Genomic DNA, 20,567 nt, shown 5'->3' with positions numbered 1-20,567 from the left:
ATCATGTTCCGCACCAGCGATATCGTGCTCATCGCCGTCATGGTTTCGGCCGCCGCCTTCACCTACAAGACCAAGCATGAGGCCGAAGACCAGCTTTCGACGATGCGCAAGATCGAGGCGCAGATCCGGTTCGAGGAGGATTCGATCGATCTCCTGAAGGCCGACTGGAGCCTTTTGACCCAACCCTCGCGGCTGCAGAAGCTTGCCGAGATCTACGCGGCCGAACTGGAACTGCAGCCGGTCGAAGCGCACCAGATCGTCGGGCTCGACGAACTGCCGGCGCGCCCGATGGAAATCGAGGATTTCTCGACGGAGCGTCTCGGCGGCATGGCTGAGACCGAAACCGACAAGACGATAACCGGAGCGGTGGTGCAATGATGAAGCTCTGGCGCAAGCGCGCTTCCGAAGCCGAGGCGTCGACCGCCTCGATCGTCGTCGACGGCGCACGCAAGTCGACCGGCGGACGTGCGAGAACCCGCGTCGTCATGACCATGGCGGTGTTCTTCGGCATCTACGCCACCATAGCCGGCCGACTCGTCTATCTCGGATTCGAAGATGCCGAAGCTTCTTCGGGGCCGGAGAGCCGGATCACAGCGTCGCGGCCCGACATCGTCGACCGCAATGGCGAGGTGCTGGCGACCGACATCAAGACGGCTTCGCTGTTCGCCGAGCCGCGGCGCATCGTCGATCCTAACGAAGTCATTGAAAAGCTGTCGCTGGTGCTGCCGGACATCCAGGTCGAGCAGACTTATCACAAGCTGAAAAGCGGGGCCGGCTTCGTCTGGCTGCGCCGTCAGCTCACGCCTAAGCAGCAGAACGACATCATGCAGCTCGGAATTCCGGGCATCGGCTTCCGCACCGAAAAGCGCCGTTTCTATCCGGGAGGCGAAACAGCGCCGCACATCGTCGGGCTGACCAACATCGACAATAAGGGCATTTCGGGCCTGGAAAAATACATCGATGACCAGGGGCTCGCCGACCTGCAGGCCACGGGTCTAGCCGTCGCCACGGACCTGAAACCGGTCAGGCTGTCGATCGATCTGCGCGTCCAGCACATCGTGCGCGACGAAATTTCCCGAGCCATGGAGAAATATCATGCGATTGCGGCCGGCGCGGTCGTCCTGAACGCCAAGACCGGCGAGGTCATGGCGATGGCCTCTGTGCCGGATTACGATCCTAACAATCCCTACAACGCGCACGACAAGGACCGGCTGAACCGTATGTCGGCCGGTACCTACGAGATGGGCTCGACGATCAAGAGCTTCACAACGGCCATGGCGCTCGATTCGGGCAAGGTGACGATGGAAAGCCGCTTCGACGCGTCACGTCCCATTACCATCGGCCGCCAGACGATCCGGGATTTCCACGGCAAGGGCAGGGTGCTGACGGTTCCGGAGGTGTTCATCTACTCGTCCAACATCGGCTCGGCGCGCGAGGCCGATGTGGTCGGCATCGAAGGTCACCGCGAATTCCTTCATCGCATGGGACTCCTGGAGCGGATGAACACCGAGCTTCCGGAAGTCGCGCGGCCGAGCGAACCGAAGGTTTGGAAGAAGGTTCATTCGATCACCATCGCCTTCGGCCATGGCATGTCGACTACGCCGCTGCAGACCGCTGTGGCCGCCGCCGCGCTGATGAACGGCGGCAAGCTGATCGACCCGACCTTCCTGCCGCGCACGCAGGAACAGGCCGACGCGGTCGCCAAACAGGTGATCGACCCGAAAACCAGCGAAAACATGCGCTATCTCTACCGGCTCAACGCGGAAAAGGGCTCGGGCAAGCGCGCCGAGGTGCCTGGCTATCGCGTAGGCGGCAAGACCGGCACCGCCGAAAAGGTCGTCAACGGGCGCTATTCGTCGACGGTGCGGTTCAACGCCTTCCTTGCTGCGTTTCCCATGGATGATCCGCAATACATCGTCTTGAGCATCATCGACGAGCCGAAACCCGAAAAACCCGGCATGGGCGCGACATCCGGCCTGAATGCCGCCCCGATCGTCGCCAATATAATACGCCGTTCGGCCTCTTTGCTTGGCGTGAAGCCAGAATTCAGCCATGAAAGTAAGGCTACGCTGGCTTCGTACCAATGATTCTCAAGGCGCGCCGGCGAGAGCGCGCCATTTGTTTGTGACGAACGGGATTTGATGAAACTCAAGGACCTCGCCGGTATCCTGCCTGTCGAAGGGGATCAGCCCGGCGAACTGGAAATCAGCGGCGTGTCGTCGGACTCGCGGCTGATCAAGCCCGGCATGGTTTTCGTGGCCGTCGCAGGCACGAAGGCGGATGGCGCGACCTATGCCGCAGATGCCGCAAGCCGGGGCGCTGCGGCGATCATTGCTGCCAAGGGCGGCAATCTTTCCGGGCTGTCGGTGCCGGTGATCGGCGTCGAAGATCCCAGGCTCTCGCTCGCTCTGCTTGCGGCAAAGTTTTATCCGCGGCAGCCCGAAACGGTGGTCGCGGTGACCGGCACCAGCGGCAAGACCTCGGTCGCGGCCTTCACGCGGCAAATCTGGGAGCAGACGGGACTTGCGGCTGCCAGCATCGGCACGACCGGCGTGGTCGCGCCCGGCCGCAACGAATACGGCTCGCTGACCACGCCCGACCCTGTCGCGCTTCACAAGCTGCTGGCCGAACTTGCGGATTCGGGCGTCATGCACGTCTCCATGGAAGCCTCCAGCCACGGCCTCGACCAGCGCCGGCTCGACGGCGTTCGGCTTGCGGCGGGCGGCTTCACCAATCTCGGCCGCGACCATATGGATTATCATCCGACGGTCGAGGAATATCACCGGGCCAAGCTTCGGCTGTTCGAGTCCCTGCTGGCCAAGGACGCGCCGGCGGTCATTTTCGCGGACGATCCGTGGTCGGAGCCCACGATTTCGTCGGCGCAGGCGGCCGGGCTGAATGTGCTGACCGTCGGGCGGCATGGAACTTTCCTGCAGTTGAAGCGGGTCGAACACGAACGCTTCCGCCAGCGTGCGGAAGTGGAAGCCGACGGCGTCATCCACGAGGTCGACCTGCCGCTCGCCGGCGACTTTCAGATCTACAATGCGCTGGTCGCAGCAGGCCTCGCGATTGCCACAGGCACACCGATCGGCCGCGCGCTCGCTGCGCTTGAAAAGCTGAAGGGCGCGCCGGGCCGGCTCGATCTGGTCGGAACGGCTGCCAACGGCGCTCCGGTCTATGTCGATTATGCGCACAAGCCCGACGCATTGGAAAACGTGCTTGCCTCGGTGCGTCCCTTCACGACAGGCCGCGTCATCGTTGTGTTCGGCTGCGGCGGAGATCGCGACCGCGGCAAACGCCCGATCATGGGCGAGATCGCGACGCGGCTGGCCGACGTCGTCATCATCACTGACGACAATCCGCGATCGGAAGTCCCGGAAACAATCCGGGCGGCGATACTCGCCGCCGCGCCGGGCGCGATCGAGATCGCTGACCGGCGCGCCGCCATCCACGAGGCGGTCGCGATGCTTCATCCCGGCGACACGTTGATTATAGCCGGCAAGGGCCATGAAGAGGGCCAGACGATCGGCTCCGAGACGTTCCCGTTCTCCGACCATGAGGAAGTGCGCAAGGCGCTGGAGGAGCGCGCCGTATGAGCTATTTGTGGACCTCGGACGCGCTGGTGGCCGCCATGGGCGGCCGGCCTCTCGGCCAGATGCCGGAAGGGGTCTCCGGAATTTCCATCGACAGCCGCAGCCTGAAGCCCGGCGAAGCCTTCTTCGCCATAAAGGGCGAGGCCATGGATGGACATGACTTCGCGACCGCCGCCGTCAAGGCGGGCGCCGGGCTGCTTGTGGTTGCGGAAGGCAAGCTGCCGGCGCTCGGGCGGCTGACCGCGCCGATGATCGTGGTGCCCGACGTGCTGGCCGCGCTCGAAAAGGCCGGCGTCGCCGCGCGCACCCGGACGCAGGCTAAGATCATCGCGGTGACGGGTTCGGTCGGCAAGACGACCACCAAGGAAGCGCTCCGGCATGTGCTCTCGTCGGTCGGCAAAGTGCATGCGTCGGACAAATCGTTCAACAACCATTGGGGCGTGCCGCTGACGCTGGCCCGGATGCCCGAGGATTGCGACTACGCGGTTTTCGAGATCGGCATGAACCATCCGGGCGAAATCCGTCCACTGGTGAAGCTGGTTCGGCCGCATGTCGCCATCGTCACGTTGATAGCGCCGGCGCATCTCGGGCACTTCAAGAATCTCGACGAAATCGCCCGCGCCAAGGCGGAGATATTCGAGGGCATCGAACCGGACGGCTATGCCCTGATCAACCGCGACGATCAGCGCTGGAAACTTCTGGAAAAGCTCGCGCGCGACGCAGGTGTGGCCCATATCGTCGGCTTCGGCGAGAACGCGCGTGCCCACTTCAAACTGATGCGGCACGAACTCTTCGCCGACCGTTCGACCATTGCGGTCAAGATCGGCGGCAAGGAGACGATGGCCGAAATCGGCGCGCCGGGCAGGCATATCGTGCAGAATGCGCTGGCTGTATTGGGCGCGGCGCGGCTGGTTGGAGCCGACATGGGCAAGGTCGCAGCTGCACTCGGCAGCCTTACGGCAGAAAGCGGGCGGGGCAAGAGGCATACGCTCCAGCACCCGGACGGCCCGTTCGCGCTGATAGACGAGAGCTACAATGCCAATCCCGTGTCGATGAAGGCGGCGATCGACCTGCTGGCCGCCACCCCGGTCACCGGGGAAGGGCGGCGCGTTGCGGTGCTTGGCGATATGCTGGAACTCGGCAGCCATTCCGCCAAGCTGCACGCCGCCCTTGCGGATATGATTGCCGGCGCCGGCGTCGATTTGGTGCTAATGGGTGGACCGGATATGAAGGCGCTCGCCGAAGCGCTGCCGGATGCGGTCCCGAGCGAATACCGCGCCAGCGCCGACGACCTCAGGCCGGTGGTGTTCGAGAAGATCCGTCCCGGCGACGTAGTCATGGTCAAATCATCGAAGGGCATCGGCTTCGCCAAGCTGGTCGATGCATTGATCAAACAATTTCCGGCTGAAGCCGGACGCGCGATGCCAGGCTGAGCGCAGTATCCGGGGGACGCATGTTAACGCTGCTCGTCAATTTTGCGGACCAGGTCTCGGTCTTCAACATATTTCGCTACATTACGTTCCGGACAGGCGGAGCGCTGATCACGGCAGCGCTGATCGTCTTCATCTTCGGGCCGATGATCATCAATTCGCTGCGCATCCGCCAAGGCAAGGGCCAACCGATCCGCGCCGACGGACCGCAGACGCATTTCAAGAAGGCCGGCACGCCGACAATGGGCGGGTTGATGATCATTTCGGGCATTGTCGGCTCGTCGCTGCTCTGGGCCAACATAACCAGCGTCTATGTCTGGGTAGTGCTTCTGGTGACGCTGGGCTTCGGCGCGATCGGGCTCTACGACGACTATCTGAAGGTGACCAAGCAGTCGCATCTCGGATTTTCCGGCAAGGCGCGGCTCGGCATCGAATTCGTGATCGCGGCGATTGCCGCCTGGGCGATCATGCATAACGGACAGGAGCCGTTCTCGTCGTCGCTGACCTTTCCGTTCGTGAAGGATTTCCTGATCAATCTCAGCTGGTTCTTCATTCCGTTCGCCTGCATCGTGATCGTGGGCGCAGGCAATGCCGTCAATTTGACGGACGGGCTGGACGGGCTGGCGATCGTGCCGATCATGATCGCCGCCGCCTCGTTCGGCGTTATCGCCTACCTCTCGGGTAACGCCGTTTTCGCCGAGTATCTGCAGATCCACTTCGTGCCGGGAACCGGCGAACTGGCGGTGATTCTCGGCGCGGTGATCGGCGCGGGGCTCGGCTTCCTGTGGTTCAACGCACCGCCGGCGGCGATCTTCATGGGCGACACCGGCTCGCTGGCGCTTGGCGGGCTGATCGGCACAATCGCGGTCGCCACCAAGCACGAAATAGTTCTGGCCATCATCGGCGGCCTGTTCGTTATGGAGGCGCTTTCGGTTATCATACAGGTCGGCTTCTTCAAGATGACCGGCCGGCGCGTGTTCCTGATGGCGCCTATCCATCATCATTTCGAAAAGCTCGGCTGGACGGAAAGCCAGGTGGTGATCCGCTTCTGGATCATCGCCGTCATCCTGGCGCTGGTCGGGCTCTCGACCCTGAAGCTGCGATAGGGAATGCGATGATTCCAGCGCGGTCGTTCAGCGGAAAACGTGTCGCACTCTTCGGGCTTGGCGGTTCGGGGATAGCGACGGCGCTCGCCTTGATCGAGGGCGGGGCCGAAGTGCTGGCCTGGGACGACAATCCCCAAAGCGTGGCAAACGCCAATTCGCATTCGATCGCGACTGGCGATTTGCGCTCCGCCGAATGGCAGGGATTTTCGTCCTTCGTCCTGTCGCCCGGCGTGCCGCTGACGCATCCAAAGCCGCACTGGGCCGTGGAACTCGCGCGTGGCGCCGGCGTGGAAGTGATCGGCGATATCGAGTTGTTTTCGCGCGAACGGAGTCGCCAAGCGCCAGACGCTCCCTTCATCGCCATCACCGGCACCAACGGCAAATCGACGACGACGGCGCTAACCGCACATATCCTGAAATCCGCCGGGCGCGACACACAGATGGGCGGCAATATCGGGCGCGCGGTGATGACGCTCGATCCGCCAGAGCCCGACCGGCACTATGTCGTCGAGAGCTCTTCCTATCAGATCGATCTCGGTCCCTCGATCAATCCGACGGCCGGCATATTGCTTAACCTGACGCCCGACCATCTGGAACGCCATGGAACGATGCAGCATTACGTCTCGATCAAGGAGCGGCTGGTGTCGGGCAGCGAAACCGCGATTATCGGCGTCGACGACGTCTACTGCGCGCAAATCGCCGACCGGCTGGAGCGGGTGGGCAAGGACGTCGTGCGGATATCCAAGCGGCTGCCGCTGACCGACGGCTATTTCGCCGACGGCGCCGACATCATGGAAGCGAAGGACGGGCGCTACAGCCGGATCGCCTTCCTCGAGGGCATCGGCTCGCTGCGCGGCCAGCATAATGCGCAAAACGCGCTGGCCGCGGTTGCGGCTTGCGTGAGGGTCGGGCTCGAACTCGGCGAGATACAATCCGGGCTCGAAAGCTTTCCCGGGCTGGCGCATCGCATGGAGCAGGTCGCCCGCAAGGGCCATGTGCTTTTCGTCAACGACTCCAAGGCCACCAACGCCGACGCCGCGGCGCCCGCGCTGTCGAGCTTCCCGCGCATCTACTGGATTGCCGGCGGGCTGGCGAAGGAAGGCGGAATAGAGCCGCTGCGCTCGTTCTTCCCGCGCGTCGCCAAGGCCTATCTGATCGGCGAGGCCGCGCCGGCTTTCTCAGCGACGCTCGGCGAGGCTGTGCCCTACGAAATTTCGGGCACACTGGCTGCGGCCGTGGAGCATGCGGCACGCGACGCGGCTCTGGACGATGCAGGCGAGGCGGTGGTTCTGCTGTCGCCGGCCTGCGCCAGTTTCGACCAATACAAGAATTTCGAGATTCGCGGCGAAGCCTTCAGGCAAGCTGTGAATGCTATCGAGGGTATCAGACCTATCGGAGGACTGAGCTGATGGCTAGCAGACTGGACAGGAGCCCTGTCGCGAGATGGTGGTGGACGGTTGACCGCTGGTTCCTCGCGGCCTTCCTGTCGTTGATGGGACTGGGCATCATCCTGTCGTTTGCAGCCAGTCCGGCGGTGGCTGAGCGCATCGGCCTCGGCAGCTTCCATTTCGCCACCCGCCAGATCATCTTCATGATCCCGGCTCTGGCGGCGATGATATCGGTATCGTTCCTGGAGGCGAGAGAGGTGCGGCGGCTGGCGCTGGTAATGCTGTGCGGTTCGCTCCTGCTGATGGTCGCTGTGCTCTATATCGGCGTCGAGGTGAAGGGCGCGCATCGCTGGATCTCGCTTTTCGGCATGTCGATCCAGCCGTCCGAATTCATGAAACCCGCCTTCGTCATCGTCTGCGCGTGGCTGTTTGCCGAGCATGCGCGTCAACCCGATATTCCCGGCAATCTGTTTGCTGTGATCCTGCTCGGACTGGTGATGGCGCTGCTGGTTGCCCAGCCCGACCTCGGGCAGACCATCCTGGTCGTCGGCACCTGGGGCGTGATGTTCTTCATGGCCGGCATGCCCTGGCTGTGGATCATCGTGATCGGCGCGATCGGGGCCGCCGGCGCGATCAGCGCCTACACCATTTTCCCGCACGTGGCGGGCCGCATCGACCGCTTCCTGACCGGCGAGGGCGACACGTTCCAGGTGGACATGGGGCGCGAGGCGGTGGTGCAGGGCGGCTGGTTCGGCGTCGGGCCGGGCGAGGGCACGATCAAGCGCGTCATTCCCGACAGCCATGCCGACTTCGTCTTCGCCGTCGCCGGCGAGGAGTTCGGCATCGTGCTCTGCTTCCTCATCCTCGGCATCTTCGCCTTCATCGTGCTGCGCGGGCTGAACACCGCGCTCAAGGAGCATGACGACTTCACTCGCTATGCGGTGGCCGGGCTGGTCGTCGTGTTCGGCTTCCAGTCGATCATCAATATGGGCGTGAATTTGCAGATGATGCCGGCCAAGGGCATGACCCTGCCGTTCATCTCCTATGGCGGCTCGTCGCTGATCGCCATCGCCATCTCCATGGGCATGGTGCTGGCGCTGACGCGCAAGAAGCCGGAGAAACGCAAGCAGCTCGGCTTCCCCGAGCTCCCGCGGCGGCCCGCGCCGGCGGAATAGAATGGCCAAGGGCACGATCCTTCTGGCCGCCGGTGGTACCGGCGGCCACCTGTTTCCGGCGGAAGCTCTGGCGCACGAGCTGATCGAGCGCGGCTGGCGGGTCGATCTGGCGACCGACGAGCGCGCGGAGCGCTACGCTGGGCATTTTCCGGCCGCGCATATCCATCCGATCGCCTCGGCCACTTTCGGCTCGCGCAATCCCTTTGCGCTGGCCGGCGCCTTTTGGACAATCTGGCGCGGCGTCAGGCAGGCTTCGGAGGTGATCCGCAAGATCCAGCCCGCCGTGGTGGTCGGCTTCGGCGGCTACCCGACCTTGCCGCCGCTCTATGCGGCGACAAGGCGGCGCGTGCCGACGATAATTCACGAGCAGAACGCGGTGATGGGCCGCGCCAACAAGGCGCTCGCCGCTCGCGTCGACGCCATCGCCGGCGGCTTCCTGAGCGAGAGCGCGAGCGGCGCCGGCGCCAAGATCGTGATAACCGGCAATCCGGTGCGCCCCGCGGTCATCGAGGCGGCGAAAACACCCTATGCTTCGTCCGGACCTTTCGCGCCGTTCAGGCTGCTGGTGTTTGGCGGCAGCCAGGGCGCGCAGTTCTTTTCCGAGGCGGTGCCGCCGGCGATCGCAGCACTCCCCGCGAGCCAGCGCAGCCGACTGAAGGTGACGCAGCAGGCGCGAGCCGAGGACGTTGCGCGCGTCCGTTCCGCCTATCACGAGATCGGCGTGGAGGCCGACGTTCTGCCATTCTTCACCGATATGGCTGCAAGGATGGCGACCGCGCATCTGGTGATATCGAGATCCGGCGCGTCGACGGTGTCGGAGATAGCGGTGATCGGCCGGCCGGCGCTGCTGGTTCCGTATCCGCATGCGCTGGACCATGACCAGGCGGCGAACGCGGCAGCGCTCGCGGCTGCCGGTGGCGCGCAGGTGCATCCGCAATCGACGCTGTCGACAAAGGCGCTCATGTCGCTAGTTGGCGGGCTGATGGAAAACCCGGGCAAGCTCGCCTCGATGGCCGCAGCCGCCAAACTGGCCGGACGGCCGGACGCAGCGCGGTTGCTCGCCGACCTGACAGAGGCTATTGCGTCGGGCAAAGCGGTAGCTGAATTAAAAAAGGGAGCGCGGCCATGAAGATGCCGCAGACGATCGGCCTCGTCCACTTCATCGGAATCGGCGGCATCGGCATGAGCGGGATTGCCGAGGTGCTGCACAATCTCGGCTATCGCGTGCAGGGCTCCGACCTGGCCGAAAGCGCCAATGTGCAGAGGCTGCGCGACAAGGGCATAGAGTGCTTCGTCGGCCATCGCGCCGAAAACCTCGGCGACGCCGAGGTGGTGGTGGTTTCCACGGCGATCAAGAAATCCAATCCCGAACTGATGGCGGCGCGTGAAAAGCTGCTCCCGATCGTGCGCCGCGCCGAGATGCTCGCCGAACTGATGCGCTTCCGCCAGGCTGTGGCGATCGGCGGCACGCATGGCAAGACGACGACGACATCCATGGTGGCGACGCTGCTCGACGCCGGCGGGCTCGACCCGACGGTCGTGAATGGCGGCATCATCAATGCGTACGGCACCAATGCCCGTATGGGCGAGGGCGAGTGGATGGTGGTGGAGGCCGACGAGAGCGACGGCACCTTCCTGAAGCTGCCGGCCGACATCGCCGTGGTCACCAACATAGACCCCGAGCATCTCGACCATTACGGCACGTTCGACAAGGTGCGCGAGGCGTTCCGCCAGTTCGTCGAGAACGTTCCGTTCTACGGATTCGGCGTGATGTGCACGGACCATCCGGAAGTGCAGGCGCTGGTGTCGCGCATCGAGGACCGGCGCGTCATCACCTATGGCGAGAACACCCAGGCCGACGTGCGTTTTACGCGCCATCGCATGGACGGCGCGGTGTCGGAGTTCGACGTGATCATCCGCAACCGCAAGACCGGCGGGGCGGAGATTATCAGCGATCTGCGCCTGCCCATGCCCGGCCGCCACAATGTGGCCAACGCCACGGCGGCGATTGCGGTGGCGCATGAACTCGGCCTCTCCGCCGAGGCGATCAAGCGTGGCTTGTCATCCTTCGGCGGCGTCAAGCGTCGCTTCACGCGTACGGGTTCGTGGAACGGCGTGCAGATATTCGACGATTACGGCCACCATCCGGTCGAGATCAAGGCGGTGCTCAGGGCGGCGCGCGACGCCACCGGCGGCCGCGTCATCGCGATAGCGCAGCCGCATCGCTTCACGAGATTGCACGATTTGTTCGACGATTTTTCCGCCTGCTTCAACGACGCCGACACCGTGATGGTGGCTCCGGTCTATGCGGCTGGCGAGGACGCCATAGACGGCGTCAGCTCCGACGCGCTGGTCGGCCGCATCCGCGCCGGCGGGCACCGCGACGCACGTTACATCGAGGGCGCTGCAGCAATCGCGCCGATCGTGCGCGACATAGCCAAACCAGGCGACTTCGTGGTTTTCCTGGGCGCAGGCAACATCACCCAATGGGCCTATGCGCTGCCGAAGGAACTCGGCGGGGAAGCGGCATGAACCGCGGCGAGGCGCTGCTGGCCAGGCTCGGCGACCGGCTCGCCGGGATCCGCGGCCGCATCACGCCCAATGCCGAGATGGACAAAATCACCTGGTTCCGCGCCGGGGGCACGGCCGATGCGCTGTTCCAGCCGGCCGACGAGAAGGATCTCGCCGCCTTCCTGAAGGCGCTACCTGCCGAAATCCCGCTGACCGTCGTAGGCATTGGCTCAAACCTTTTGGTGCGCGAGGGCGGCATTTCGGGCTTCGTCATCCGGCTTTCGGCCAAGGGCTTCGGCGAGGCCGAGGCGGTTTCGGAGACGCAGATACGGGCAGGCGCGGCGACGCCCGACAAGCGGGTCGCTGCCGTCGCATTGGAAGCCGGCATAGGCGGCTTCCATTTCTTCCACGGCATTCCCGGCGCGATCGGAGGAGCGCTGCGCATGAACGCCGGCGCCAACGGCGTCGAGACACGCGAGCGGGTGGTGGAGGTCCGGGCGCTGGACCGCAAGGGCAAGGTCCATACGCTGACAAACGCCGAGATGGGGTACGCCTATCGCCATTCCTCAGCACCCGCTGAATTGATCTTCACCTCGGCGCTGTTCGAGGGCTATCCGGAAGACAAGGCAAAGATAAAGGCCGATATGGACGCCGTGCAGCACCATCGAGAGACGGTGCAGCCGATCCGCGAGAAGACCGGCGGCTCGACCTTCAAGAACCCGGAAGGCACGTCTGCCTGGAAGGAGATCGACAAGGCCGGCTGCCGCGGGCTGATGATCGGCGGGGCGCAGATGTCGCCGATGCATTGCAACTTCATGATCAACACTGGCAACGCGACCGGCTACGACCTTGAATTTTTAGGCGAAACCGTGCGCGCGCGGGTGCTCGAACATTCCGGCATAAGGCTGCAGTGGGAAATCAAGCGCATCGGCAATTTCAAGCCGGGGCATGAGGTGGACGAGTTTTTGGGGCGATTGCTGTAGCGGCACGGTTCGGTTAGGGGCGGCTCTGGACGTTGGTGGGTCGGCCTACCTTCGACAGGGGATGGAACGTTGCCTTGCGGGCGCGCCATCGCGGCGGCTGAATACCTATTTGTCAGTCCTACCAATTCATGCATTACTCAGCATTGCGGCGCCCGCAGTCGGGAAGCTGCCGAATTGGGGGGTCTCACAAAGCAACAGCCCGGTGATGTGACGTCTGGTAGGTGAGATACCCTTTGCTGGGCCAAGGGAGGATGTAATGATTAAGAAGACTGCTTTCGCCTTGTCATGCACCACCGCTTTTTGGCTGACTGCGGCATTTGCTCAGTCGGCGCCCGATACAGGCAATCTTGAAAAGTTGGGTGGTTTCAAGACTACCGGCACGCCAATGATGGAGCCAATCCAGCAGACCGGCGAGAATATCGAGGCGCTCAAGGCTATTGCCGCCAAAATAAAAGTTCCGGCCGGATTCAAGGTGAGCCTATATGCAGCCGTGCCTGATGCCCGCCATATGGCGGTAGGGCCGCAAGGCGTCGTCACCTTTGTCGGAACGCGCAAGGAACTGATGTATTCGGTAACCGACCGAAACAAGGACCGCGTCGCCGATGACGTCAAAGTCTTCGCACCGTCGATCAAGATGGCGGTGCCGAATGGGGTTTGTTTCTCCAAAGACGGCCACCTCTATCTCGCCGAACAGAACCGGGTTTTATGGTTCCCGGCCGCCGAGTTCTTCTACGAAGGTCCTGATGTGGCCGCCTTCGCGATCGTCAAGCAGGGTGAACTGATTCCGGCATCGGATGAGAGCTACAATCATACGGCGCGCACCTGCCGCGTCGGCCCCGATGGCCGCCTCTACATTACCATCGGCCAGCCATTCAACGTGCCGGCGGCGGACATCCTTCCGGAATTCGAGAAACTGGGCATCGGCGGCGTCGTCAGCATGAAGCAGGACGGTTCCGACCGGAAGATCTACTCGCGCGGAATGCGCAACCCCCTCGGTCTCGATTTCAATCCAAAGGACAAGACGCTTTGGGTAAACGACAATCAGGTCGACGGCATGGGGGACACCATCCCGCCGGGCGAAATGAACCGTGTTACCGGGCCGGACCAGAATTTCGGCTTCCCCTGGTACGGCGGCGGCAAAACGCGCACGGTCGAGTACAAGGACGCCACAGTGCCCGAGGGCGTGATCTTCCCGGAGGTCGAGCAGGACGCTCACGCGGCCGATCTCGGGCTGTCGTTCTACACCGGCAAGCAGTTCCCCGAAAAATTCCGTGGCGGCATCTTCTCGACCCAGCACGGCTCTTGGAACCGCGTGGATCCGGTTGGCGCCCGGGTGCTGTTCACCTCGCTGAAAGAGGATGGGACTGCGGACAAGACTGAAGTGTTCGCCGAAGGCTGGCTAAACGAGAATGGCGAGTATCTAGGCCGCCCGGTCGACGTTCAGGTCCTCAAAGACGGTTCACTGCTCGTCTCGGACGATCTGGCTGGCGCGATTTGGCGGATTTCTTACGGTGAATAGCACTGGTGCCGTGCCGGGGCCCCCGGCACGGCGTTGTTCCATGGCAAAGCTGGAGTGCGCCGTGCGCCTGACAGGTTTCTTGCTGGCCGCGATTTCGGCCTGCGTCATCGACGCTCAGGCTGGGGGAGATCTGGCGGCAGGAAAGAAGCAGGCCGCGGCAATGTGCCGGGTTTGTCATGGCCTCGACGGGATTGCCAAACTGCCCGACGCCCCCAATCTCGCCGGGCAGAACGAACTCTATCTCGTGCGCTCACTAACTGCCTACAAGACCGGCGAGCGCAAGAATCCGCAGATGTCGGTCGTGGCGCCAACTCTGGGCGAGGAGGATATTGCCAATCTTGCCGCCTACTACGCCTCGATCAAGATTGCGGTACAGGAACCTTAGCAAGCGTGAATTGTGCCCTTTTTTCGTTTTGCAGCGGCGGCGCGCCACGTCTTACAGAAGCGTGCGCCGCCGCAAGCCTACCTCCTACCGCCGATTTTTGCGCTGCAACCCAGCCACAACCGCGTTCTTTTTACATAAAGTGAATCCGATTGAATCCTCGGGGCTTGCCACGGAATCCAGTCTCTGATTCTTTGGACAAAAGCGTTTCCTGATTTGAGTCGATGACGCGTTTTCCGTCTGGGGGGCAACCGCCGGAAGACTCGGATTCAACTTTAGGAAACGGTGCGTAGCCGGTTCGCATGGGGATTGCGGAAGCATGTCGAAGAAACACGTCGCCGTATTGTTGGGAGGGTTCTCCTCCGAGCGGCCCGTGTCCCTGTCTTCAGGAAATTCGTGCGCGGATGCGCTGGAGGCTGAGGGCTATCGGGTGACGCGTGTCGACGTCACGCGCGATGTCGGCCGGGTCCTTTCGGAATTGAAGCCTGACGTGGCGTTCAATGCGCTGCATGGGCCTTTCGGCGAGGACGGCACAATCCAGGGCGTGCTCGAATATCTCGAAATTCCCTACACTCACTCCGGGGTGCTGGCTTCTGCATTGGCGATGAACAAGGAACTGTCCAAGAAGATCGCCAAGCTCGCCGGCATTCCGGTTGCCGAATCCAAGGTGATGAGCCGGTTCTCCATCGGGAACAAGCATCCGATGAAGCCGCCTTATGTGGTCAAGCCGGTCAATGAGGGGTCGAGCTTCGGCGTTGTCATCGTCAAGGAGGATCAGTCGCATCCGCCGCAGGTGATCGGTTCGGCGGAGTGGAAATACGGCGACGCGGTGATGGTCGAGCGCTACATCCACGGGCGGGAGTTGACCTGCGCGGTGATGGGCGACGTGGCGCTCGGCGTGACCGAGATCATCCCGACCGGCCATTCCTTCTACGACTATGATTCAAAATACGTTCCCGGCGGCTCAAAACACGTCTGCCCCGCTAAAATTTCACTAAATATTTACCAAAAAATACAGACACTGGCGCTCAAGGCACATCAAGCAATCGGCTGCCGGGGCGTCACCCGGTCGGACTTCCGCTACGACGACCGTCATTCCGAAAATGGCGAGCTCATCTGGCTCGAGGTCAACACCCAGCCGGGCATGACGCCGACGTCGCTTGTGCCCGAGATCGCCGCGGAAGCGGGACATTCCTTCGGCGAGCTGTTGAGTTGGATGGTGGAGGACGCTTCGTGTTCGCGTTGAAGTCGGGACAAGCCCAAAGGACGGACGCGGCCATGCCGGGCGTCCTTGGCGCTTGGCTTTCCGCGCCGCATTTCGTGCTGCCGCGCTGGCTGCGCCGGCCCGCGCGCGTCGCTGCCCGTCTCGGCAGCGGCGATTTCACGCCGCCGCCCTTCTGCGCGACCATCATGACCGCCGTTTTCCTTGGAGCGAGCAGCCTCTACGGCGCCTATGTCGGCGGCCATATGCCGGCCTTCGTCCAGGCCGTCACCGCCCGAACCGGCTTCGCGGTCGACGAGGTGCGCGTCGCCGGCCACTATGAAACATCCGAGATCGATGTGCTGGAAAGACTGGAGCTCGACGGCTGGACTTCGTTGATCGGCTTCAACGCCGACGAGGCGCGCGCACGCATTGCGCAATTGCCCTGGGTCGAGGTCGCGTCCGTGCGCAAGGTCTATCCCGACGCGCTCGAAGTACGCATCGAGGAGCGCAAGCCCTTCGCGCTGTGGCAGCACGGCAGTCAGCTCGCCGTCGTCGGCGAAGCGGGCAATGTCATTGCACCCTATTCAGGCGGACGCCACGCAATGCTGCCGCTGGTCATCGGCTATGGCGCGAACGGCCACGCATCGGATTTCATCGGCAAGATCCGCCAGTTTCCAGAACTCGCGGCGCGGGTGAAGGGCTACATTCGCGTGTCGGAGCGGCGCTGGGATCTGCGGCTCGAAAACGGCATCACCGTAAAACTTCCCGAAGCCGGCGAAGACGAAGCAATCGCCGACCTGCTGCGGATGGATCGCGAGAGCGGGCTTCTGTCGCGCGACATCGCTTCCGTCGACATGCGTCTGCCGGACCGCCTTGTCGTGCAATTGACGCCGGAAGCCGCGGTGCGCCGCAATGCGGCGCTCAGCGAGCGCTTCAAGGGCCTCAAGATCAAGCCGGAGAAGAGGATATGAGCTGGCTCGTCGGCCGCAAGGACGCCCAGACGCGCCGCTCCGGCATCGTCACAGTGCTCGACGTCGGGTCGAGCAAAGTGTGCTGCGTGGTGGCCAAGCTCAAGCCGCGTGAGGAAGGCCAGCTTCTCAAGGGCCGCACCCACCAGGCGCGCGTGATCGGCATCGGCCACCAGAAGTCACAAGGGGTTAAATCCGGCGTCGTCATCGATCTCGACCGCGCCGAGCACGCGATCAGGCTGGCGGTGGACGCGGCCGAGCGCATGGCCGGGCTGACGGTGGATTCGCTCATCGTCAATCTCACTGCCGGCCGCCTCAAGAGCAAATCGTTCTCGGCGACGATCAATCTCGGCGGCCATGAAGTGGACGCCGCCGACATCAGGCGCGTTCTGGCCGCCGGTTCCAAGCAGGCGCTGAAGGCGGAGCGCGAAGTCGTGCATTCGCTGCCGGTCGCCTTCTCGCTCGACGCGGAGCGCGGCATGCGCGACCCGCGCGGCATGGTCGGCGATACGCTCGGCGTCGACATGCATGTCCTGACCGGCGATGCGGCCCCGCTGCGCAATCTCGAGCTGTGCATCAACCGCTCGCATCTGTCGGTCGAGCGCATGGTCGCGACGCCCTATGCCAGCGGCCTTGCGGCCCTCGTCGACGACGAACTCGAAATGGGCGCGGCCTGCATCGACATGGGCGGCGGCACGACGACGATCTCTGTCTTTGCCGACGGAAAATTCGTCCATGGCGACGCCATTCCGGTCGGCGGCAGCCACGTCACCATGGACATGGCCAAGGGGCTGTCGACGCGGCTTGAGGACGCCGAGCGGCTGAAGGTGATGCACGGCTCGGCGCTGCCCGGCAGCGCGGACGACCGCGACCTCGTCTCGATCCAGCCAATCGGCAGCGACGACAGCGAGGCGCCGCTGCAGATACCGCGTTCGGTGATGACCCGCATCATCCGCGCCCGCATCGAAGAGACCCTGGAGATATTGCGCGACCGTCTGAACAAGTCCGGCTACGGCAACGCGGTCGGCAAGCGCGTGGTGCTCACAGGCGGCGCCAGCCAGCTTTCCGGCCTGCCGGAAGCGGCGCGCCGAATTCTTGGCCGCAACGTTCGCATCGGGCGTCCGCTCGGCGTTGCCGGGCTGCCCGAGGCGGCCAAGGGGCCAGCATTTGCGACGGCGGTCGGTCTTCTGATCTATCCGCAGGTGGCGAGTTTCGAAAGCGCTCAAGCGAGTGGTTTCGCCCGGCTGCGGATGACCGGGACGGGGGGGAAGTTTCATCGCATGAGTCAGTGGTTGAGAGACAGTTTTTAGAGATTCGACGGGGACAGCCCCATAGGCGGCCGCAGCGGCAAGCGGCGGGAAAAGGCAAAGGACGAAGACAATGACCATCAATCTGAAAAAGCCGGACATCACCGAGCTTAAGCCACGCATCACTGTGTTCGGCGTCGGCGGCGGTGGCGGCAACGCTGTCAACAACATGATCACGGCAGGGCTGCGCGGCGTCGAATTCGTCGTAGCCAACACCGACGCGCAGGCGCTGACCATGTCCAAGTCGGATCGCCTGATACAGCTCGGCGCGCATGTCACCGAAGGTCTCGGCGCAGGTTCGCAGCCGGAAGTCGGGCGCGCCGCCGCCGAGGAGTGCATCGACGAGATCATCGACCACCTGTCGAACACCCATATGTGCTTCGTCACCGCCGGCATGGGTGGCGGCACCGGCACCGGCGCTGCTCCCGTCGTCGCGCGTGCGGCGCGCGAGAAGGGCATCCTGACCGTCGGCGTGGTGACCAAGCCGTTCCACTTCGAGGGCCAGCGCCGCATGAAGACGGCTGATCTCGGCATCGAGGAACTGCAGAAGTGCGTCGATACGCTGATCGTCATCCCGAACCAGAACCTTTTCCGTCTCGCCAATGACAAGACCACTTTCGCCGATGCCTTCGCCATGGCCGACCAGGTGCTCTATTCGGGCGTGGCCTGCATCACCGACCTGATGGTCAAGGAAGGCCTGATCAATCTCGACTTCGCCGACGTCCGCTCGGTGATGCGCGAGATGGGCAAGGCGATGATGGGCACCGGCGAAGCATCGGGTGAAGGCCGCGCAATGGCCGCGGCGGAAGCCGCGATCGCCAACCCGCTGCTCGACGAGACGACGATGCGCGGCGCCAAGGGCCTGCTGATCTCGATCACCGGCGGCCGCGACCTGACTTTGTTCGAGGTCGACGAGGCGGCTACCCGCATCCGCGAGGAAGTCGATCAGGACGCCAACATCATCCTCGGCGCCACCTTCGACGAAGAACTCGAAGGCGTCATCCGCGTCTCGGTGGTTGCGACCGGCATCGACAAGACGGCTGCTGAAATCGCCGCTGCGCCGATCGCCATCCGCCAGCCGATGAAGCCGGCTCCGCGTCCGGCCGCCGAATCGCGGCCGGTGCAGGCTCCTGTGCAGCAGGCTCCGCAGATGGAAGTCCGCGGCGCCGATCCGGTCGCCGAGGCCATCCGCATGGCCGAGCAGAACGCCGCCGCCATGGCGGCGCCGCGGCCGGTTCCGGTGCAGGATGATTTCCGTCCGCAGAGCAAGCTGTTCCAGGCCCCGCCGGCCGAGCCGGTGGTACAGCCCGCGCAGCCGCAGATGATGGCTCCGGCTCCGCAACCGCAGCCGGTGCGGGAGATGCAGCCGGCAGCCGTCGCGCAGCCGCGCATGCCGCGTGTCGAGGACTTCCCGCCCGTCGTTAAGGCGGAAGTCGAGGCCAAGAGCCGCCCGGTCGACCATGAAAGCAGCGGGCCGATGGGGCTGCTGAAGCGGCTGACCAACGGCCTGTCGCGTCGCGAAGAAGAACCGGCGCGCCTGCAGCCGGCCCAGCCGCGCGAGCCGAAGCTGCGCCAGCCCGCGCCGGAAGCGCGGCGTATAGCCAGCCAGGACCCGCAGCTCTACGCGCCGCGCCGCGGTCAACTCGACGAACATGGCCGTCTTCAGCCGCAGCCGAGGGCGACTCAGGAAGACGATCAGCTGGAGATTCCGGCGTTTTTGCGCCGCCAGGCCAACTGAACGTTAACGGACGGTAATCAAGCTTAACGGGCGGGCGCTATTTTGCCCGCCCGTCGGCGTTTAAAATAGTAGAAAAATCAAAATGTTGGGTCGATTGCTGCAAGCAGTGCAGGCGTAACACGGGGTAAGAATCCGTGATTTGGAGTCTCTTCGCCGTAAGACTATCTTCGCCGCCGAAAGAAATGGCATGCAGGGAGTTTTGGGGATGATGTCCTGCAGGCCGACAAAATCAAGAGCCGCACACATTTGGGATCGTGTAGCGGACGGATCAAATGGGCATATGGGGATCGACTTGCACGACTATCAGACAACTCTCAAATCGCGTGTGACGCTGTCGGGCATCGGCGTTCACAGCGGAAAACAAGTTACAATGCATTTCCATCCGGCCGATCCCGATACTGGGATCGTGTTCCATTATACGGGTGAGGGCGGCCTCGGCCGCGAATTGCCGGCCTTGGTCTCGGAGGTCGGCGGTACGGCGCTGTGCACGGTTCTGGGCGATCCGTCCGGTTATCATGTGGCGACCGTCGAGCATGTCATGGCCGCATTGTTCGGCCTCGGCGTCGATAATGTCTCAATCGAGATCGACGGCGCCGAAGTGCCGATCCTCGATGGCAGCGCGGCAATGTTTGTCGACGCCATGGACCAGGCCGGCATCGAGACGCTGACAGTCAAGCGGCGCTATATTCGCGTTCTCAAGCCGGTTCGAATCGAGAATGGCGCATCCTGGGGCGAGTTCCGTCCCTATGGCGGCACACGCTTCGAGATCGAGATCGACTTCGACAGCCCGGCGGTTGGCCGGCAGTCCTATGCCGCCGACATCGAGCCCGATCTCTTCCGCCGCGATCTTGCGCGCGCACGCACCTTCGGCTTCATGAAGGATGTCGAGCGGCTCTGGGCCGCCGGATACGCGCTCGGCTCGTCGCTGGAAAATTCGGTGGTTATCGGCGACGACAGCCGCGTCATCAACGTCGAAGGGCTGCGCTATTCGAACGAGTTCGTGCGCCACAAGACGCTCGATGCGATGGGCGATCTGGCGCTTGCCGGCGCGCGTTTCATCGGCTGCTTCCGCTCCTATCGCGGCGGCCACAAGCTCAACGCCTCGGCGCTGCGCCGTCTGCTTTCGGACCGCTCGGCTTTCGAGATCGTAGAGACGACCCGCCGCGAGCGCGGCCGCCAGGCCGAAATGATCGCCGTCAATGCGCCGGTCTTTGCGCCCTGGATGCTTTAAACCAGCGAAAGGCGGCGGCGATGTTGTCGCCG

17 protein-coding genes are annotated in these 20,567 nt (G+C 63.6%); all 17 read left to right on the top strand.

The features are described from left to right. Positions 1 to 3 precede the first annotated feature (3 nt). The 17 genes from ftsL (at position 4) to lpxC (ending at position 20,535) form a co-directional block, all read left to right on the top strand. A complete protein-coding gene (gene ftsL, locus MAXJ12_RS16675) occupies positions 4 to 378 on the top strand; it encodes a cell division protein FtsL (protein WP_008837097.1) in 375 nt (124 codons plus the stop codon). Then, positions 375 to 2,087, top strand: a complete 1,713-nt coding sequence (locus MAXJ12_RS16670) for a peptidoglycan D,D-transpeptidase FtsI family protein (RefSeq protein WP_008837096.1) — start codon at positions 375 to 377, stop codon at positions 2,085 to 2,087. The genes ftsL and MAXJ12_RS16670 overlap by 4 nt, the downstream gene beginning before the upstream one ends. A 54-nt stretch (positions 2,088 to 2,141) precedes the next feature. After that, positions 2,142 to 3,596, top strand: coding sequence for a UDP-N-acetylmuramoyl-L-alanyl-D-glutamate--2,6-diaminopimelate ligase (locus MAXJ12_RS16665; RefSeq protein WP_008837095.1), 1,455 nt, complete (start codon positions 2,142 to 2,144; stop codon positions 3,594 to 3,596). Beyond that, the gene (locus MAXJ12_RS16660; protein ID WP_008837094.1) at positions 3,593 to 5,026 is read left to right on the top strand and encodes a UDP-N-acetylmuramoylalanyl-D-glutamyl-2,6-diaminopimelate--D-alanyl-D-alanine ligase; all 1,434 of its coding nucleotides are present in this window, start codon (positions 3,593 to 3,595) and stop codon (positions 5,024 to 5,026) included. The genes MAXJ12_RS16665 and MAXJ12_RS16660 overlap by 4 nt, the downstream gene beginning before the upstream one ends. 20 nt (positions 5,027 to 5,046) lie before the next feature. Then, the gene (gene mraY / locus MAXJ12_RS16655) at positions 5,047 to 6,129 is read left to right on the top strand and encodes a phospho-N-acetylmuramoyl-pentapeptide-transferase (RefSeq protein ID WP_008837093.1); all 1,083 of its coding nucleotides are present in this window, start codon (positions 5,047 to 5,049) and stop codon (positions 6,127 to 6,129) included. Positions 6,130 to 6,137: 8 nt separating this feature from the next. Continuing rightward, positions 6,138 to 7,538, top strand: coding sequence for a UDP-N-acetylmuramoyl-L-alanine--D-glutamate ligase (gene murD, locus MAXJ12_RS16650; RefSeq protein ID WP_008837092.1), 1,401 nt, complete (start codon positions 6,138 to 6,140; stop codon positions 7,536 to 7,538). After that, positions 7,538 to 8,692, top strand: a complete 1,155-nt coding sequence (ftsW, locus tag MAXJ12_RS16645) for a putative lipid II flippase FtsW (protein ID WP_008837091.1) — start codon at positions 7,538 to 7,540, stop codon at positions 8,690 to 8,692. Before murD ends, ftsW begins: the two co-directional genes overlap by 1 nt. 1 nt (position 8,693) lies before the next feature. Further along, positions 8,694 to 9,821, top strand: a complete 1,128-nt coding sequence (gene murG, locus MAXJ12_RS16640; protein WP_008837090.1) for an undecaprenyldiphospho-muramoylpentapeptide beta-N-acetylglucosaminyltransferase — start codon at positions 8,694 to 8,696, stop codon at positions 9,819 to 9,821. Continuing rightward, positions 9,818 to 11,224 (top strand): UDP-N-acetylmuramate--L-alanine ligase, encoded by a 1,407-nt coding sequence (gene murC / locus MAXJ12_RS16635; protein ID WP_008837089.1) that lies wholly within the window; start codon positions 9,818 to 9,820, stop codon positions 11,222 to 11,224. The genes murG and murC overlap by 4 nt, the downstream gene beginning before the upstream one ends. Beyond that, positions 11,221 to 12,186: a UDP-N-acetylmuramate dehydrogenase gene (gene murB / locus MAXJ12_RS16630; protein WP_008837088.1), complete on the top strand. Its 966-nt coding sequence runs from the start codon at positions 11,221 to 11,223 to the stop codon at positions 12,184 to 12,186. Before murC ends, murB begins: the two co-directional genes overlap by 4 nt. A gap of 256 nt (positions 12,187 to 12,442) precedes the next feature. Continuing rightward, on the top strand, positions 12,443 to 13,705 hold the full coding sequence (locus tag MAXJ12_RS16625) for a PQQ-dependent sugar dehydrogenase (RefSeq protein WP_008837087.1): 1,263 nt from the start codon (positions 12,443 to 12,445) through the stop codon (positions 13,703 to 13,705). A 40-nt stretch (positions 13,706 to 13,745) separates the two neighbouring features. Further along, on the top strand, positions 13,746 to 14,090 hold the full coding sequence (locus MAXJ12_RS16620) for a c-type cytochrome (RefSeq protein WP_008837086.1): 345 nt from the start codon (positions 13,746 to 13,748) through the stop codon (positions 14,088 to 14,090). 316 nt (positions 14,091 to 14,406) lie between these two features. After that, positions 14,407 to 15,333 carry a D-alanine--D-alanine ligase gene (locus MAXJ12_RS16615; RefSeq protein ID WP_008837085.1) on the top strand — a complete coding sequence of 309 codons (927 nt, stop codon included), beginning with the start codon at positions 14,407 to 14,409 and terminating at the stop codon, positions 15,331 to 15,333. Beyond that, entirely contained in the window at positions 15,321 to 16,262 is a 942-nt protein-coding gene (locus MAXJ12_RS16610; RefSeq protein ID WP_008837084.1) for a cell division protein FtsQ/DivIB, read from the top strand. Before MAXJ12_RS16615 ends, MAXJ12_RS16610 begins: the two co-directional genes overlap by 13 nt. After that, positions 16,259 to 17,569, top strand: a complete 1,311-nt coding sequence (gene ftsA, locus MAXJ12_RS16605; protein WP_008837083.1) for a cell division protein FtsA — start codon at positions 16,259 to 16,261, stop codon at positions 17,567 to 17,569. The genes MAXJ12_RS16610 and ftsA overlap by 4 nt, the downstream gene beginning before the upstream one ends. 70 nt (positions 17,570 to 17,639) lie before the next feature. Continuing rightward, positions 17,640 to 19,304 (top strand): cell division protein FtsZ, encoded by a 1,665-nt coding sequence (ftsZ, locus tag MAXJ12_RS16600; RefSeq protein ID WP_008837082.1) that lies wholly within the window; start codon positions 17,640 to 17,642, stop codon positions 19,302 to 19,304. 280 nt (positions 19,305 to 19,584) lie between these two features. After that, positions 19,585 to 20,535, top strand: a complete 951-nt coding sequence (gene lpxC, locus MAXJ12_RS16595; protein WP_008837081.1) for a UDP-3-O-acyl-N-acetylglucosamine deacetylase — start codon at positions 19,585 to 19,587, stop codon at positions 20,533 to 20,535. Positions 20,536 to 20,567: the final 32 nt, after the last annotated feature.

This window comes from Mesorhizobium alhagi CCNWXJ12-2 (genome assembly GCF_000236565.1).
In the GTDB taxonomy this organism is placed as follows: domain Bacteria; phylum Pseudomonadota; class Alphaproteobacteria; order Rhizobiales; family Rhizobiaceae; genus Allomesorhizobium; species Allomesorhizobium alhagi.
This window is presented reverse-complemented; position numbering and strand designations above follow the sequence as displayed.